Source organism: Pseudomonas sp. GW822-FHT05A08, from assembly GCF_058800485.1.
In genome coordinates this window covers 2,616,571-2,632,631 of record NZ_CM179511.1, presented here as the reverse complement: position 1 = coordinate 2,632,631, position 16,061 = coordinate 2,616,571, and the positions used below count along the sequence as shown (strand labels likewise).

12 protein-coding genes are annotated in these 16,061 nt (G+C 65.5%); 6 read left to right on the top strand and 6 right to left on the bottom strand.

What is annotated here, in order from left to right; translation table 11 throughout:
- Positions 1-16 precede the first annotated feature (16 nt).
- Positions 17-1,060: a purine-nucleoside phosphorylase gene (locus AC3RCP_RS11820; protein WP_492571516.1), complete on the top strand. Its 1,044-nt coding sequence runs from the start codon at positions 17-19 to the stop codon at positions 1,058-1,060.
- A gap of 157 nt (positions 1,061-1,217) precedes the next feature.
- Here AC3RCP_RS11820 and AC3RCP_RS11815 read toward each other — a convergent pair whose 3' ends face one another.
- The 3 genes from AC3RCP_RS11815 to AC3RCP_RS11805 all read right to left on the bottom strand — a co-directional run bounded on the left by AC3RCP_RS11815 (position 1,218) and on the right by AC3RCP_RS11805 (position 3,572).
- Positions 1,218-2,174, bottom strand: a complete 957-nt coding sequence (locus AC3RCP_RS11815; protein ID WP_492571515.1) for a quinone oxidoreductase family protein — start codon at positions 2,172-2,174, stop codon at positions 1,218-1,220.
- 43 nt (positions 2,175-2,217) lie between these two features.
- Positions 2,218-2,391 (bottom strand): DUF1427 family protein, encoded by a 174-nt coding sequence (locus AC3RCP_RS11810; protein ID WP_007930748.1) that lies wholly within the window; start codon positions 2,389-2,391, stop codon positions 2,218-2,220.
- A gap of 401 nt (positions 2,392-2,792) precedes the next feature.
- Positions 2,793-3,572 (bottom strand): AraC family transcriptional regulator, encoded by a 780-nt coding sequence (locus tag AC3RCP_RS11805; RefSeq protein WP_087088335.1) that lies wholly within the window; start codon positions 3,570-3,572, stop codon positions 2,793-2,795.
- Positions 3,573-3,796: 224 nt separating this feature from the next.
- Here AC3RCP_RS11805 and AC3RCP_RS11800 point away from each other — a divergent pair, with 224 nt between their 5' ends.
- Complete coding sequence (locus AC3RCP_RS11800) at positions 3,797-4,024, top strand: DUF6555 family protein (protein ID WP_007930743.1); 228 nt, start codon at positions 3,797-3,799, stop codon at positions 4,022-4,024.
- A gap of 150 nt (positions 4,025-4,174) precedes the next feature.
- Here AC3RCP_RS11800 and AC3RCP_RS11795 read toward each other — a convergent pair whose 3' ends face one another.
- Positions 4,175-4,345, bottom strand: a complete 171-nt coding sequence (locus tag AC3RCP_RS11795) for a metallothionein (protein WP_007930741.1) — start codon at positions 4,343-4,345, stop codon at positions 4,175-4,177.
- A 103-nt stretch (positions 4,346-4,448) separates the two neighbouring features.
- Positions 4,449-5,213 carry a transcriptional regulator GlcC gene (glcC, locus tag AC3RCP_RS11790; RefSeq protein WP_492571514.1) on the bottom strand — a complete coding sequence of 255 codons (765 nt, stop codon included), beginning with the start codon at positions 5,211-5,213 and terminating at the stop codon, positions 4,449-4,451.
- A 290-nt stretch (positions 5,214-5,503) separates the two neighbouring features.
- On the opposite strand from glcC, the gene glcD reads away from it, so the two are divergent.
- Genes glcD through AC3RCP_RS11770 form a run of 4 tightly spaced genes read left to right on the top strand, consistent with a single transcriptional unit; the run spans position 5,504 to position 9,747 of the window.
- The gene (glcD, locus tag AC3RCP_RS11785) at positions 5,504-7,003 is read left to right on the top strand and encodes a glycolate oxidase subunit GlcD (protein WP_492571513.1); all 1,500 of its coding nucleotides are present in this window, start codon (positions 5,504-5,506) and stop codon (positions 7,001-7,003) included.
- Complete coding sequence (gene glcE / locus AC3RCP_RS11780) at positions 7,003-8,067, top strand: glycolate oxidase subunit GlcE (protein WP_492571512.1); 1,065 nt, start codon at positions 7,003-7,005, stop codon at positions 8,065-8,067. The genes glcD and glcE overlap by 1 nt, the downstream gene beginning before the upstream one ends.
- 15 nt (positions 8,068-8,082) lie before the next feature.
- A complete protein-coding gene (gene glcF, locus AC3RCP_RS11775) occupies positions 8,083-9,333 on the top strand; it encodes a glycolate oxidase subunit GlcF (protein WP_492571511.1) in 1,251 nt (416 codons plus the stop codon).
- Positions 9,334-9,345: 12 nt separating this feature from the next.
- Positions 9,346-9,747, top strand: a complete 402-nt coding sequence (locus AC3RCP_RS11770; protein WP_274301037.1) for a heme-binding protein — start codon at positions 9,346-9,348, stop codon at positions 9,745-9,747.
- Positions 9,748-9,871: 124 nt separating this feature from the next.
- Here the strand turns inward: AC3RCP_RS11770 and AC3RCP_RS11765 are convergent, their stop codons facing one another.
- Complete coding sequence (locus tag AC3RCP_RS11765; protein ID WP_492621370.1) at positions 9,872-15,181, bottom strand: autotransporter domain-containing protein; 5,310 nt, start codon at positions 15,179-15,181, stop codon at positions 9,872-9,874.
- Between the last annotated feature and the right edge of the window lie 880 nt (positions 15,182-16,061).

Below are 16,061 nucleotides of genomic sequence, written 5' to 3'. Positions count from 1 at the left end.
AGCAATGGAGGCTTTCATGCACGCGATGACCCGTCTTTCCCTTTCCGTGGGCCTGGCCTGCGGCGCCCTGCTCGCTTCGACCGCCTGGGCCGCCGAGGCCCAGGCCACGCCGATCAAACCCAAGGTGATGCTGATCACCATGTTCGCCCCCGAGGCCCAGCACTGGATCGAGCGCCTGGAGCTGAAACAGGAAGTGCGCGTACCGGGGCTGTCGGCGGAGTACCCGGCGATACGTTGCAATAGCAAGGACGTGTGCCTGCTGGTCACCGGCATGGGCCAGACCAATGCCGCGGCCTCGACCCTGGCACTGGCGCTGTCGCCGAAATTCGACCTGCGCAAAAGCTATTTCCTGGTCGCCGGGATCGCCGGCATCAGCCCCAAACACGGCACCATAGGCACTGCTGCCTGGGCCCATTACCTGGTGGAGTTCGGTACCCAGTGGGAACTGGATTCGCGGGACGCGCCCAAGGACTGGCCGACCGGCTACCTGGGTATCAACACCAAGGGGCCGAACGAGAAACCTCCGCTGGACTACAAGACCGAGGTCTTCGAGCTCAACCCGAAACTCCAGGCCAAGGCCTTCGCCCTGTCCCGCCGAGTGAGCCTGAGCGAAAGCAAGGAATCGGCGGCCTGGCGCCTCAAGTACCCGGCGGCCCCGGCCAACCAGCCGCCGGTGGTGACCCAGTGCGACACCCTGGCGGGCAACACCTGGTTCTCCGGCACGCGCCTGAGCGAACGGGCCGAGGTCTGGACCCGCCTACTGACCGACAACAAGGGCGAGTACTGCACCACCCAGCAGGAAGACAACTCGACCTACGAGGCCCTGCTGCGCGCCAGCCGCGAAGGCCGGGTGGACGTGCAGCGGCTGGCGGTGGTCCGCGCCGGCTCCGACTTCGACCGCCCCGAGCCGGGCGGCAGCGAGGTCGACAACCTGCTCAAGTACGCCGACCAGGGCGGTTTCGTCCCGGCCCTGGAAAACCTCTATCGCACCGGTAATCCGCTGGTGCAGGACATCCTGAAGAACTGGTCGGCGTGGGAGAAAGGCGTGCCGGAGGCGTAAACCCAGCCCCCTGCCTGTAGCCGCTGCCGCAGGCTGCGATCGACCCGAAGGGGCGTGGCGATCTTGAGTTCGCCGAGCTCCTGCGGAGCTATCGCAGCCTTCGGCAGCGGCTACACAACGCCATGCCCGCCTGCCGACTCATGCAGGCCGGCCGCCCTTACGGCAACAGAATCACCTTCTCGCCACTGCCCCGATTCACCTCGTGATAACGCTCGACGCCCTGCTCCAACGGCGCTTCGAACAGCCCCTGCGGCAATGGCAACAACCCCTCATCGAAGAACCGGCCGAATTGCTCGAGCATGGCCGCGCAGGCCTGCACGCCGTACAGCAGCGAGTTGATCCCGACCACCGAACCGCCCTTGCGATACAGGCCCAGGGCCGGCAGTTGCACATGGCCGTCCACCGGCGCGGCGATGATGGCGATCCGGCCGAACGGCGCCAGGGCCGCGACCGAGGCCGGCAGCCAGAAACCGGTGGTGTCGAAGATCACCTCGGCGCCGCCGGCGAACACGGCGTTGACCTGGGCCCCGAGGTCTTCCGGCTGGTCCAGCCGCAGGGCCTGGAACCCCTGCGCCTGCAAGGCCTTGACCTGCTCCGGGCGCCGCGCGGCGGCCAGCAGCCGGGCTCCGCGGATCTTCGCCAGGGCCAGGGCGGCGCTGCCCACCGCCCCGCCGCCAATCACCAACAAAGTGGTGCCGGCGCTTACCCCGCTGCGTTCCAAGGCATCCCAGGCAGTGGTGTAAGGCACGCCCAGGCTGGCGGCCTGGGCGAAGCTCAGCTGCGCCGGCTTGTGCGCCACGCCCTTGGCCGACAGCGCCACGTACTGGGCATGGGAGCCGTCCGCATAGAACCCCAGCTCCTTGCCGGTGCCCCAGACCTCCTGCCCCACCCACTCCTGCGGCCCCTCCACCACCACCCCGGCAAAGTCCCGCCCGGGAATGCGCGGCAAGGTGGTGTAGGGAAAACGTCCGAGCACGTTTTTCACGTCGCTGGGGTTGAGGCCGGCGGCCTTGATCCGCACCAGTACCTGATCGGCGGCCGGCACCGGGGTCGGCACCTCGACGTAGTGCAGCGACGAGAGATCGCCGGTCTTGGAAAATTGCAGGGCGTGCATAAGCACCTCCATGAACAGGAATATATAAAAGAATCGAAAGGCCTCAGGACAACCAGTTGCTCACCAGCTGCCGGCCCATGGGCCACAGCTGTTCGCCGGCGAGCATGCCGAGCAGCCCGACCAGGGCGATGGCCGGCGGCGCCGGCGAACGAAAATTCAGCGCGCCATAAAGCAGGCCGACGCCGAGACCGATGGCCAGGGAGATGAGGTAATGCATGACGAACTCCAGGCAGTGCGCCGCGCCTCGGCGGCGGTGATTGGGCATGCCGGGAGTCTAGGGAACGCCGAACCGGGCAACCGGCCAAGCACTTCAGGATTTCGGCCAATCTGTGGGTATGAACGAGTAAGAGCGAAGCCTGGCTGCGATGGCCCCGACGTGGAATGTCTGGCATACCGCGTTATCGTTCATCGCGAGCAAGCTTCGCTCCTACGGGATTGCAGCGCCCACACACAATGGATGCCTGTCCGCCAAGCCCCCGTAGCCGCTGCCGAGCCGCGCGAGGCTGCGATCGACTGCGCAGCAGGCGCAAAGCCTGAGAATGCAGTGGGTCTGGATAAACGCGGTGGCCCGATCACAGCCTCGCAGAGCTCGGCAGCGGCTACAGGAATGACAGGCACTCAGGCGCGGGCTTCCCCGGCCGCGTATTGCGACGGGGCCAGCCCCAGCTCGCGGCGGAACATGTCGCTGAAGCTGCCGGGGGAATACCCCAGCTCACGAGCGATGGTGCCGACCGGCACGCCCTGGATCAGCTCGGCGGCGGCCGTGGCCAGTTGCACCTGGCGGCGCCACTCGGCGAAGCCCATGCCCAAACTGTCCTTGAACAGCCGCGCCAGGGTGCGCACGCTGGCGCCCGCCGCCTCGGCGTGGCGTTCGAAGGGAATGTCCAGGGAAGGCGCGGCCATCACCGCCTGGCAGAGGCTGATCAGGCGCCGGTCGGAACTGTCCGGCAGGACGATCTTCAGCTGCGAGCGCCGGGCGCGCTTGAGCTCCAGCAGGGCCAGGCCCACCAGCGCGTCGTAGTACTCCGGCTGCGGCGCGCCGTCATGCTCCACCAGGCGCACGATCAGCTCGCGCAGCAGGTTGTCCACCTGCAACACCTGTACCTGGCTGTCGAGGGTCGCCGCCAGGCACGGGCGCAGATAGATATTGCGCATCTGCAGGTCGGTGACCACGCGGATCCCGTGGGGCACGCCCGGCGGCAGCCACACCGCCCGTTGCGGCGGCACCACCAGCGCCTCGTTCGGCGTCTCGACCCACATCACCCCGCTCATGGCGTACAGCAGCTGCCCCCAGGCGTGTTCGTGGGGCTCGATGAACAGGCCACGCGGATAGGTGCGCGCCAGGGGTTGCACCGGTACGTCGGTGTCGCTGAGGTCGGGAGGTGCGGCAAGGGCCATGGCCGGGCATCGTCGTCAAGCAAGGGGAGCCCATGGTAACCCCGCCGATCCACCTGGAAAACCGCGAGAAAACATCCGAACGGGCGCCGCAGCGACAGGCAATAAGCCGTTCGGATGCTTGCCCGACCACTGCCCGACCGCTGATACCCTTGCTCGACAATCCGAGTGAATTTTTCCCTGCCCGCGCGGGTCACTAAACCATCACAGGGAGGATTGATAGCTTTATGAACAACGCAAAACTTTTCGTCATCGAATACACCCTGCACGGCACCCCCAAGTCCTTCATCATCCGCTCGGAGAAGATGGACAACGCCGAGGCGTGGCACTGGGCAAGCTGCGACGCCGGTGTCGGCCGCATCGGCCGCTTTGGCCTGGAACGGGTGAAAAAGACCAGCAAGCCCCTGGCGGAAAAGTTCGGTATCGAGAACGTCACCTGGCGACCGTCGACCTGAGCCAGGCGAGGTCGATACCTTGTGCGGCGTGCGCTGCCAAAGCCACCGGCCAGCCGCCTGGCCAGCGAAACCGGTACCTGCACCTGCGCAATTGAAAGTGGAGCCACGACAGGCTCCACTGTTTTTTCGCCCCGCCACTGTTGCAGCACGTCAGTGATGCGCGCCCTTGGCGCAATCGCAGCCTTCGGTGGAGGCGCAGGGTTCGCCGTTGGCGTGGTGGCTGGCGCAGGCCTGGCAGCAGTAGTGCTTGCCGTGACGCACGATGGCATGGGCGCCGACCTTGCAGGTGCAGCCCGGACAGGCACAAGTCTCGTTGGACATAAGGTGACTCCTTTGTGGTGGTCGTCGACGACGCGGATGTTGCCGCGTCTCTAGCAGTGTAGTAACTGCCCGCCGCCGCCATTGGCCCCTGGTCGCGGCGGCTTCAGTTCCAGCCTTCCAGGCGCAAGGTCGCGCGCACCAGGCGCTGCTCTTCGTTTTCGATCTCCCGCAGGTTGTCGCAGAGGCCCTGGATATGCGCGATGGCGGCCTTGCGCGCCTGTTCCGGCAGGCGGCCGGTGACGGCGTTGTGGAGCCGCGCGTGCTGGCGGTCGATCTGGCGCTTCTGCGCCTGGCGGTGGTAGAGGTTGTTGACCGAGGCGAACACCGAATTGAGCAGCAGGTCGGTCAACGAACGCAGGGTCTGCACCAGCACCGGGTTGTGCGAAGCCTCGCAGATCGCCAGGTGGAAAGCGTGATCCAGGCGCGCGTGGGCCGAGGCATCAAGGGCCTGGTCGTGGGCGTCCAGCAGCGCCTGGTAAGCACGGCCGATCAGCACGAAATCGGCCTCGGTGCCGCGCAACGCTGCCAGCCGCGCCGACTCGCCTTCCAGCAGGCTGCGCACTTCGAACAGGTCGTAGAGGGTGCGCGGCTGGGAACTGAACAGGTGCATCAGCGCCGAGGTCGTACCCTGCCCCGACAGTTGGGCGACAAACGAGCCCTTGCCCTGTTCGGTTTCGATGATGCCCCGCGCCCGCAGCAGCTTCAGGCCCTCACGCAACGCCGTGCGCGACACCCCGAGTTTTTCCGTCAGGCGCCGCTCCGAGGGCAGCAGTTGGCCGGTCTTCAGTACGCCGTCGACGATCAGGCGCTCGATGCGCTCACAGACCACATCCGCCACCTGATACCGAGTCGAATCCTTGCTGTGCATGCGCCCTCCACTGGTATGACCAGCCACGAAGAAAAAACCCGATCAAACGGATCGCCAAGCCATCTCGCTGAAATGCTTCAGTTTTTATAAAAAACCCGGCATCGCTGGCGAAACAAACTGGTTCGACCAGCGCCCGGCCCCGTGGACAGTAAGGCCAGCCGGGCCAATGATGCAACTGAGCGGCCCAGGGTCTGTTCCCGTTTGGTGACGAGCCGTGTTGTCGGGCCAAACGGGAACAGACCCTGACCAACCGAGCGCCCATAAAAACAACTCAGGGTCGTTAGCCACCCATGAATATCCTCTACGACGAACGCGTCGACGGCGCGCTGCCCCCCGTCGACAAAACAGCACTGCTCCAGGTACTGCGCCAACGCCTGCCCGACCTGGACCTCCTGCACCAGAGCGAAGACCTCAAACCCTACGAATGCGACGGCCTCTCGGCCTACCGCACTACGCCTATGCTGGTGGCCCTGCCGCGGCATATCGAGCAGGTGCAGGAACTGCTGCGGATCTGCCATGAGCGGCGCGTGCCAGTGGTCGCCCGCGGTGCCGGCACCGGCCTCTCCGGCGGCGCCCTGCCCCTGGAACAAGGCGTACTGCTGGTGATGGCGCGCTTCAACCAGATCCTGCATATCGACCCCGCCGCCCGCACCGCGCGGGTCCAGCCCGGGGTGCGCAACCTGGCGATCTCCCAGGCCGCCGCGCCGTTCGGCCTGTACTACGCCCCCGACCCGTCCTCGCAGATCGCCTGTTCGATCGGCGGCAACGTCGCGGAAAACGCCGGCGGCGTGCACTGCCTGAAATACGGCCTGACCGTGCACAACCTGCTCAAGGTGGAGATCCTCAGCGTCGAAGGCGAACGCCTGACCCTGGGCAGCGACGCCCTGGACGCGCCGGGTTTCGACCTGCTGGCGCTGTTCACCGGCTCCGAAGGCCTGCTCGGGATCATCACCGAAGTCACGGTCAAGCTGCTGCCCAAGCCGCAACTGGCCAAGGTGCTGCTGGCGGCCTTCGACTCGGTGGAAAAAGCCGGCCGCGCGGTGGCCGATATCATCGCCGCCGGCATCATCCCCGGCGGCCTGGAAATGATGGACAACCTGGCGCTCCGCGCCGCCGAGGACTTCATTCACGCCGGTTACCCGGTGGACGCCGAGGCCATCCTGCTGTGCGAGCTGGACGGTGTCGAAGCCGATGTTCACGACGATTGCGACCGGGTCCGCGCGGTGCTCGAACGGGCCGGCGCCACCGAGGTCCGCCAGGCCCGCGACGAAGCCGAGCGGGTGCGTTTCTGGGCCGGGCGCAAGAACGCTTTCCCGGCGGTGGGCCGGCTGTCGCCGGACTATTACTGCATGGACGGCACTATTCCGCGCCGCGCACTGCCGGATGTGCTCAAGGCCATCGCCGCGCTGGCCGCCGAGTACCAGCTGCGGGTGGCCAATGTGTTCCATGCCGGCGACGGCAATATGCACCCGTTGATCCTGTTCGACGCCAACCAGCCCGGCGAACTGGACCGCGCCGAAGCCCTGGGCGGCAGGATCCTCGAGCTGTGCGTGGCAGTCGGCGGCAGCATCACCGGCGAACACGGGGTCGGCCGGGAGAAAATCAACCAGATGTGCGCCCAGTTCAACAGCGACGAGCTGACCCTGTTCCACGCGGTCAAGGCGGCCTTCGACCCCGGCGGCCTGCTCAACCCCGGCAAGAACATCCCGACCCTGCACCGCTGCGCCGAATTCGGCGCCATGCATGTGCACGCCGGACAACTGCCCTTCCCCGAGCTGGAGCGTTTCTGATGACGGCACACGCGGATAACGACGCCAGCGGCGAACTGCTGGAACAGGTCGGGCAGGCGCTGGCCGGCAATACCCCGCTGCTGATCCAGGGCGGCAACAGCAAGGCCTTTCTCGGGCGGGTGGGTGCTGGAGAAGTGCTCGACACCCGCGCCCATCGTGGCATCGTCAGCTACGACCCCACCGAGCTGGTGGTGACGGTCCGCGCCGGCACGCCGCTTGCGGAACTGCTGGCCACGCTGGACGCCGCCGGGCAAATGCTGGCCTGCGAACCGCCGGCCTTCGGCGACGGCGCCACGGTCGGCGGCATGGTCGCCACCGGCCTGTCCGGCCCGCGGCGGCCCTGGGCCGGCTCGGTGCGTGACTTCGTCCTCGGCAGCCGGGTGATCACCGGCACCGGCAAGCTGTTGCGTTTTGGCGGCGAGGTGATGAAAAACGTCGCCGGCTACGACCTCTCGCGCTTGCTGGTGGGCAGCTACGGTTGCCTGGGAGTGCTCACCGAGGTGTCGCTCAAGGTCCTGCCCAAACCGCGCCAGTGCCTCAGCCTGAGCCTGGAAATGGACAGCGCCAAGGCCCTGGCCCGGCTCGCCGACTGGGGCCAGCAACCACTGCCCATCAGCGCCGCCAGCCATGACGGCCGGCGCCTGCACCTGCGCCTGGAGGGCGGCGAAGGCTCGGTGACCGCGGCCCGCGACCGCCTGGGTGGCGAGCCGTTGTCCGCCGATTACTGGGCCAATCTCAACGAACAACGGCTGGCATTCTTCGACGAAGGCCTGCCGCTGTGGCGCCTGTCGCTGCCCAATAACACGGGACTTCTGGAACTGCCCGGCCAGCAGTTAATAGATTGGGCCGGCGCCCAGCGCTGGCTGAAATCCGCGGCGCCCGCGGAGCGCATCCGCGACCTCGCCAGCCGCGTCGGCGGCCATGCCACCTGCTACAGCCACGGCCTGGTGGACAGCCCGTTCCAGCCGCTGCCGGCGGTGCTGTTGCGCTACCACCGCCAGCTCAAGGCGCAACTGGACCCGCAAGGGATCTTCAACCCCGGCCGGCTCTACGCCGAGCTCTGAACGCAGACCCCAAGTATGCAAACCACCTTGAGCGAACAGGCGCGCCAGCTGCCCCGCGCCGCGGAGGCCGAGAGCATCCTGCGCACCTGTGTGCACTGCGGTTTCTGCAACGCCACCTGCCCCACCTACCAACTGCTGGGCGACGAGCTGGACGGGCCACGAGGGCGCATCTACCTGATCAAGCAGGTGCTGGAAGGCCACGAGGCCACGGCCAAGACCCAGCTGCACCTGGACCGCTGCCTGTCGTGCCGCAACTGCGAAACCACCTGCCCGTCCGGGGTGGATTACCACAACCTGCTGGACATCGGCCGCGCCGTGGTCGATGCCGCCGTGCCCCGGCCCCTCGGCCAGCGCCTGCTGCGCCAGGGCCTGCGCGCCCTGGCGCCGAACCCGGCGCTGTTCAAGGCGCTGCTCGGCACCGGCGCCACCTTGCGTCCGTGGCTGCCCGAGACCGTGCAAGGCAAGCTGCCGCGCCAGGTCCAGCCGGCCAAGGCGCGTCCGGCCACGGCCCACACGCGGCGTGTCTTGCTGCTGGAAGGCTGCGTGCAAGCCAGCCTGTCGCCCAACACCAACGCGGCGACGGCGCGGGTCCTCGACCGCCTGGGCATTGCCGTGCAAGCCGTGAGCGAGGCCGGCTGCTGTGGCGCCGTGGATTACCACCTGGACGCCCAGGAGGCTGGCCTGGAGCGGGCCCGGCGCAATATCGACGCCTGGTGGCCGCACCTGGAAAACGGCGCCGAAGCTCTGGTGCAGACCGCCAGCGGCTGCGGTGCCTTTATCAAGGATTACGGCCACCTGCTGGCCCACGACCCGCGTTATGCCGCCCGCGCCGAGCGGGTCAGCGCCCTGGCCAGGGACCTGGTGGAAGTGCTGCGCGACGAACCGCTGGAACAGTTGCACGCCCACAGCGACCAGCGCCTGGCCTTCCACTGCCCGTGCAGCCTGCAGCACGCGCAGAAACTCGGCGGCGCGGTGGAGGCCGTGCTCAAGCGCCTGGGCTTCGAGCTCACCGAGGTGCCCGACAGCCACCTGTGCTGCGGTTCGGCGGGCACCTATTCGCTGACCCAGCCCGAGCTGGCGCGGCAACTGCGCGACAACAAGCTCAATGCCCTGGAAAGCGGCCGGCCCGAAGTCATAGCCACCGCCAATATCGGCTGCCAGACCCACCTCGACGGCGCCGGGCGTACCCCGGTGCGGCACTGGATCGAACTGGTCGAGGCCGCCCTGCCCCCCCTGAATGCTTCCCATCAATCAGCTACGCCCTGAAAGGAGCACGCCATGCACAGCAAAGCCGTACTGGGTCAGCGCGAAGTCCAGCGCATCCTGATCGCCGCGCGGGACGAAGCCGAGCGCAACCAATGGGCGGTGAGCATCGCCATCGTCGACGACGGCGGCCATCCGCTGGCCCTCGAACGCCTGGACGGCTGCGCGCCGGTCAGCGCCTACATCGCCATGGAAAAAGCCCGCACCGCGGCCCTCGGGCGGCGCGAGTCCAAGGGTTATGAAGAGATGGTCAACGGCGGACGCACGGCGTTTCTCTCAGCGCCCTTGCTGACCTCGCTGGAAGGCGGCGTGCCGGTGGTGTTCGACGGCCAGGTGATCGGCGCGGTCGGGGTGTCCGGGGTCAAGTCCGGGGAGGATGCCCAGGTGGCGCGGTTCGCCGCCCAGGCACTGGATTGAGTTGCAACGGGCTTGCAAGGCGATGCAGCCGACCCAGGCGGGCCTGGGTCGGCTGCTGCACAGAAGAAAGCACTTCCGGGCGCCTATGCGTCTGGCCCCCAAGACAGAGGCGGCCCCCTCATCGTCAGAACCTGATACTGAGGCTTGCCTTCAGGCCGTGCTGACGCGTGCTGCCGGTGAACTGCCCGTCATAGGACAGGCCGAGACTGGTAGAGGGGGTGATCGCCACGTCGGCCCCCACTTCGACCAGCGCGGCGTTCTTGGCCAGTGGAGCGCCCGCGACGGTAAAGGCGTTGCCGGCCGAGAAGGCATGGGTCGACAGCGGCGTGGTATCGCCCAGGGCATGTCGCCAGCCCAGCGAGCCGCGGGCGGTGGTTTCGATCCCGGCGACATCCAGTTTCGTCGACGCCCTCAGGCCCAGCGTCGTGAACGTGGTATCGGTGCTCTGTGCCTTGCCATGGAGCGCCGCGGCCCCTCCTCGCTCGGAGAAACCTTTGCTGCGCTGGCGGGTATGCGCCAGGTTGACGAAGGGTTCGAGGGACACCGATGGCATGTCGATGCGGTAGCCCAGATCGCCAAAGGCCTGGAGCGTTCCAGCCCGGTAGTCGTCTTTCAGTTTGTCGGAGAAGCCGGGGAACGCAACCGAGCGGCTGGTCTCGATCTGATGCCAGGTATGGCTCAGACCGGTGCGCAGTCCCAGCGTGCCTTGCGGCAGGTTCCAGCGGGTGCCGGCATAGGCGCCCAGGTGGTAGTTGTCACTGTTGCCCGAGGAGGAGCGTTGCGCCACATCGGCACTGGTGCGGCTATAACCGGCGAGCACACCGAGTCGCCAGGTATCGAAGACCGGTGCATCGGCGCCCACCAGCATGCCTTTGGTCGAACGCTTGAGCGCCGCGGCATTGCCATCGCTGTCGGTGTGGCCCCAGGCGCCAAATCCCTGAGCCCAGGCGGCGGCGCGCTCGGTCGTCGGGCTGACCAGTTGCTGCTGCCCGTCTTCATAGGCAATGACCGGCGAAGAAGCGGCGGCCACATCGCCGAAGGCGGCACGCAGGCGATCGGTGGCGGCATCACGGACGATATGGCTTTCCTCGATGAGGGCCGACTTCATCGACGCATGGATTTCACCCGACAGTTGATCGAAGCTGCCGCGGATCAGGTCATGGTCGTCAGGAAGCTGTGCGATCGCATCGTAGACGGCGTGTCCGGCATCGAAGCCGATCGAGTCGATGGCGTTGGCCGTCGCGGTCTGGTTACGAGTCATGGCCACCGAGGCGAACGCCCGGTCCTTGCGGGTGAAGCTGAGGTCGACGGTCCCCAGGTCATAGTTGTAGAGCAGCTTGGGGTCCAGGAAAGCGAAGTCGGAAGTCACCTCGTCGAACGTACCGCCAAGCCCCTTGTCCGAGGCCAGGATGGTGTAAGTAGAGCGCAGCTTGTAGTTGCCTGTCGCGCCGATGTGGGCAACCGTGCCCCCGTCGAGCACGGTATTGCCGCTGACGTGGACCAGATCGGAGTCCTTGCTGTCCGGATCGACCTCGACGACGAAGCGCGAGCCCTTCTGGAAGACCAGGTCGCCATCGACTTTCAGCGTGCCGATCGAGTTGCCCGGCGACAGGCTGGCCGATTCGGCGATGGTGACGGTCGAACCGGCACCGGAGCCGATCGTGCCCGAGCCGGCCAGGGTGCTGCCCGCCAGTACCTGCATCGAGCCACCCAGCTTGCCATTCACCACCAGCTTGCCGTCTTCGACACGGGTCAGGCCGGTGAAGCCCGCGCTGTCTTCTTTCAGCAGCAGCGCGCCGCTGCCGCCTTTGACGAACAGGCCCGCACCGGACAGGGTGCCCGCATAGGCGGCATCGTTCTTCTGCTCGAATGCGAGGTGGGCGCCGGACGCGATGTCCGCGTTGCCGCTGAAACGCTCGGCCGCCGAGGCCAGGCCGCCCGAGCGGATCGACCAGTCGAGCGACGAATGTCCGCCGAGCGTCAGGTTGCCTGCGCCCTGCTTGACCATTTGCCCCTTGCTGTCGTCGAGCCCGGCGATGTTGCCAGCGAAGCCTGCGTCGCTGGCCTGGTCGAAGACCAGCGTGCCGGCATTGCCGATGTTTCCGGAAATCGAAGCGGCATTGCCGATCAGGGTGCCCGCCTGGACCAGGGTATCGCCATAGGCGTTGGCGGCATTGTCCAGACGCAGCGTACCCTCCCCGCGCTTGAGCAGGTCGCCGCTGCCCGAGACCTTGCCGGTCAGGCCAAGCACACTGGCGTCGGCCACGTCGAACTGCCCGGTCCGGGACAGGAGCATGCTGCGACCGGTGTCGAAACTGTCGGTCGTCTTGAGCGTACCGCCGGTGAACGTCAGGCCGCCGGCGGCATCGCCCAGGTTCGCGTCCCGTGCGACCTGCAAAGTGCCACCCGCCAGCGTCGTGCCACCGCTGTAGCTGTTGTCGCCGGAGAGCAGCGTGGTGCCGCTGCCCATCTGGATCACCTGGCCCGTGCCAGAGATGGCGCCCGTGAACGTCAGGCTGTCATTGCGATTGAAGGCCAGTGCGCCGTGGTTGAGTACATCGCCAACGATCGAACCGGTGTTCCCGCCATTGCCGAGTTGCAAGGTGCCATCGGCAATGGTGGTCCCGCCGCTGTAGGTGTTGTCGGCCGAAAGCACCAGGGTGCCGAGCCCTGTCTTGGTCAGGGCCTTGCCGTTCCAGCCGGTGGCGGGGTTGGCGGCCTGGTCGGCCAGCGCGACACCGACATCGAAGGCATCCGTCAGGCTGGCGAGGGTGAACGTACCGTGGGCCAGGTTGTTGCCCGCGGTCCAGCTCAGGCCGTAACTGGCCAGGTATTGTTTCTGGTCGTCCGACTTGCGCGTATTGACGGTGAGGTAGTCCACCGTGCCATTGAAACCGCCCACCGTGATCTTGCCGAAGTCGCCGTCGATGCCGGTCCGGGTGTCTATCAGCACCTTGTCGAGCTGGCTCGCCTCGCTGATGCCGTTCAGATTGAACGTGACATCCTGGCCCAGCGTCATGTGCTGCGCCTGCACGGCGGGCTCCTGCGCATCGGCGGTAATGGACAGTACCGTCTGATCGGCCATTGCCAGGTCATATGCCAGGTCGAGGGTGGCAGGCCCCTTCATCGCGAGCGTGCTGCCCGCACCGCTGACCGAGAGATCGCCCAACTGGCTCTCGCGGCCCGAATTGCCGTCGCCGAACTGCAGGGTCCCGCCGGTCACCCGGGCCGATCCTCTTATCCGGTCCGCAATGACCAGCGTCCCATTGGATACCATCGTCATGCCTCTGTACTCGGCATTGTCGCCAGTCAGGCGGGTAACCCCTGCGATCTGATTCAACTCGGAGTAGCCGGCGTTCGTGGTGACGAGCTCGGCGCCGAACGTATGGTTCGTATCCGTATGATTGAAATTGATCGTCGCACTGCCCTTGCCGAACTTGACCTTGCCGGTATCCAGAATACCCGCCTGGGTCGCCGCCTCACCGGCCGCCGAGCCGATGTTGATTGTGCCGGAGGAACCCGCATCCCTCCCGAGATAGACAGCGTCGGCCGATACGACGCCACCGTCCACCAGATTGAGCGTGCCTTTGCCGACAAAACCGATGTTCAGCTCGTCGGTCGTCAACGAGGAATGCGCGCCGGCGACGGTGGCGGTACTGATGCTGCCGTCCAGGAGACCGATGTCTGTCCTGGCACTCGACACCCGGCCGCCCTGCTCGACGGTCAGCGTACCGTTGCCGGCCACGCCCACGTTCAGTTGGTCGTGAACCTCCAAACTTGCATTCGTGGTGACGTGGACCGCACCGGTGCCGCCTTTAGCGATACCGATGGCTGCATCATACTTATGGACGGAAACCTTGCCTTCGTTCTCGATCGTGAGCGTCCCGGTGCCACGGGTGCCAACTAAGAGGCTGCCCTCGTTCTCCAAGGCAGACCCTGGACCAGACACCCTGACCGTCCCTTTGCCGGTGGCCTCTCTGGCCACGTCGCCGCCCGCGCTGGTCACCTTGCCCCCGTTCTCGATGTCCAGGACACCTTCACCCTGACTGCCGACGTAGAGAGAGATCCGATTGGTCCAGGTCGATCCCGGCCCTGACACAGAAGCATCGCCACGGCTGCCCACGTCGGAACCGAGGACGCCAGTGAAACTGGTGACCGTGCCGCCATCGCGGATGTCCAGCCTTGCCTTTCCCTGACCTCCGACTAACAGATCGGAAGAGTTGTTCCAGAGCGAACCCTGGCCGGTCACGGTGACCGCACCCGAGCCTTGCGCATTGTAGCCAACGAAAGCGCGGTAGTTGGATACCCGACCGCCGTCCTCGATGAGCAGGGTCCCGGTGCCCGAGGAGCCAATGAGCAGCGAAACGGGCTTGCTGGCATCCTGCGGGTCGAGATTCGTCCAGCTCGAGCCCTGTCCCGACACCTTGACGGCCCCCTTGCTGCCCTCTGATACGCCGATGACGCCGTTCTTACTGACGACGCTGCCACCATCCAGGATGTTCAGCGTGCCGGTGCCGCCCCCTCCGATCTCAAGCCTTCCATCGTTACCGGAAGCGGTCATCGACCAGCTCGAGCCCTGTCCCGACACCTTGACGGCCCCCTTGCTGCCCTTTGATAGACCGATGACGCCGTTCTTACTGACGACGCTGCCACCATCCAGGATGTTCAGCGTGCCGGTGCCGCCCCCTCCGATCTCAAGCCTTCCATCGTTACCGAAAGCGGTCATCGACCAGCTCGATCCTGGTCCGGACACCGTTGCGATGCCTTCGCTTCCAGCTTCGGCTCCAATGAAGCCTGGAAGGGCGCTGCTGACCTTGCTGCCTCCATCGACAATCAGCTCGCCCTGGCCGCGCTGGCCCACCCACAAGGCGGACGTTTTCCAGGTCGAGCCCCCCGTGATCCGGGCAAGGCCGAAGCTCCCCGCCTGGTCGCCAATACTGGCGAAGTCATTGGAGACCTGACCACCATCCTCGACATTCAGTGTTCCGTGACCTGCCGCGCCGATCATGAGATGGCCCGCATGGGTCCATGTCGAGCCGGCGCCGGCAATGGTCACGCTGCCCTGGCTTCCGCTCTCTGTGCCGATTCTGCTGGTAAAGCTGAACAGCTTTGCTCCGTCCCTGACGGTCAGGGTGCCGGCGCCCTGCTGGCCGATGTGAAGGACATCATAGACATTCCATTCCGTCACCGGCCCTGCGGGCAACGCGGGGGCGACATCACCGCTGCCCGTGATCGACGCGGCCAGGGCAAGTGTCGGGAGCGTTCCGAGAGAGGCGAATGCCATGACAGCAGCCGATACCGGCGTACGGACGGCCGGGCGGTGCTTGCGCGGAGATGAGCGGCCACCACGTTTTCCTTGCTTGCGAGTGTGCTCACCGACGACCTGCCAGAGGCCGAGGCCACGATTGAAAACGATACGATAGACATGATTCATGATGCTGTTCCTTTTCTGCTTTATCGCCCCCCCGAAAACAGGAACAGACTTGAGTCTTTCCCTGTTTTCAGAAGAAAAAAGCCCCACCCCGAAGTAATCTCGAGGTAAATACCGGGGCCACAATTGCTCCCCCATGAGGGAGTTATGGATGCACTATCGGATGGCGACAGAGGATGCCTGGGCAACTTGGCTGTCGCGTTCATTAAGGAGATGGCAAGGGGGACAGGCGAACCGACTTCAGATGTATGAAGCGGACTTTGCTGACACCGGGCCATATGACTTCATTGAGTCTGCCGGGCTGTTAAGTTGCTGGATCTGTGGCGGCAGAATCGATGAATACAAAGGGCTGACAGGCATATTTCAAGTTCATCAGCCCAACTAGCCATCCACGATCCATGAATGATGGGCGAGTTCAGTTTTATAATTGTTTCGCGCATTCCCTGACTAAGGACATAAGAAATTCCTTAAAAGAATATTCAGACACCTGTCGTCGGAGCACGCTGGGGCGCTACCCACCTGCAAGAACCCAAGTCCTCAAACGCAAGCAATAGCTATATAGAATCGGGGACAACCGTATGGAGGGTGCCAATACGAGCGAGCGGTATGCCGTCGCAATAACGGAATTTGTTTCAATATATGTGCAAAGAGTATCCGGCGTCGTAGCACGCCGAGTAGATATAACAAGTGATGGCAATCCGATACTAACCCAGCGATGAATGAGCCGATCAACAGGGTCAACTTGATATATCACACCACCGACTCTCCAACCCACTCAGCCCGGGTAGTTGTCGAAGAGCAAGTTGCGCCTGCCTGGCTCGACAAGAGAATGCCGAGAGTCGTAGTGCTGACGCAGACAATGAAGCGCTGAACTGATACTTGC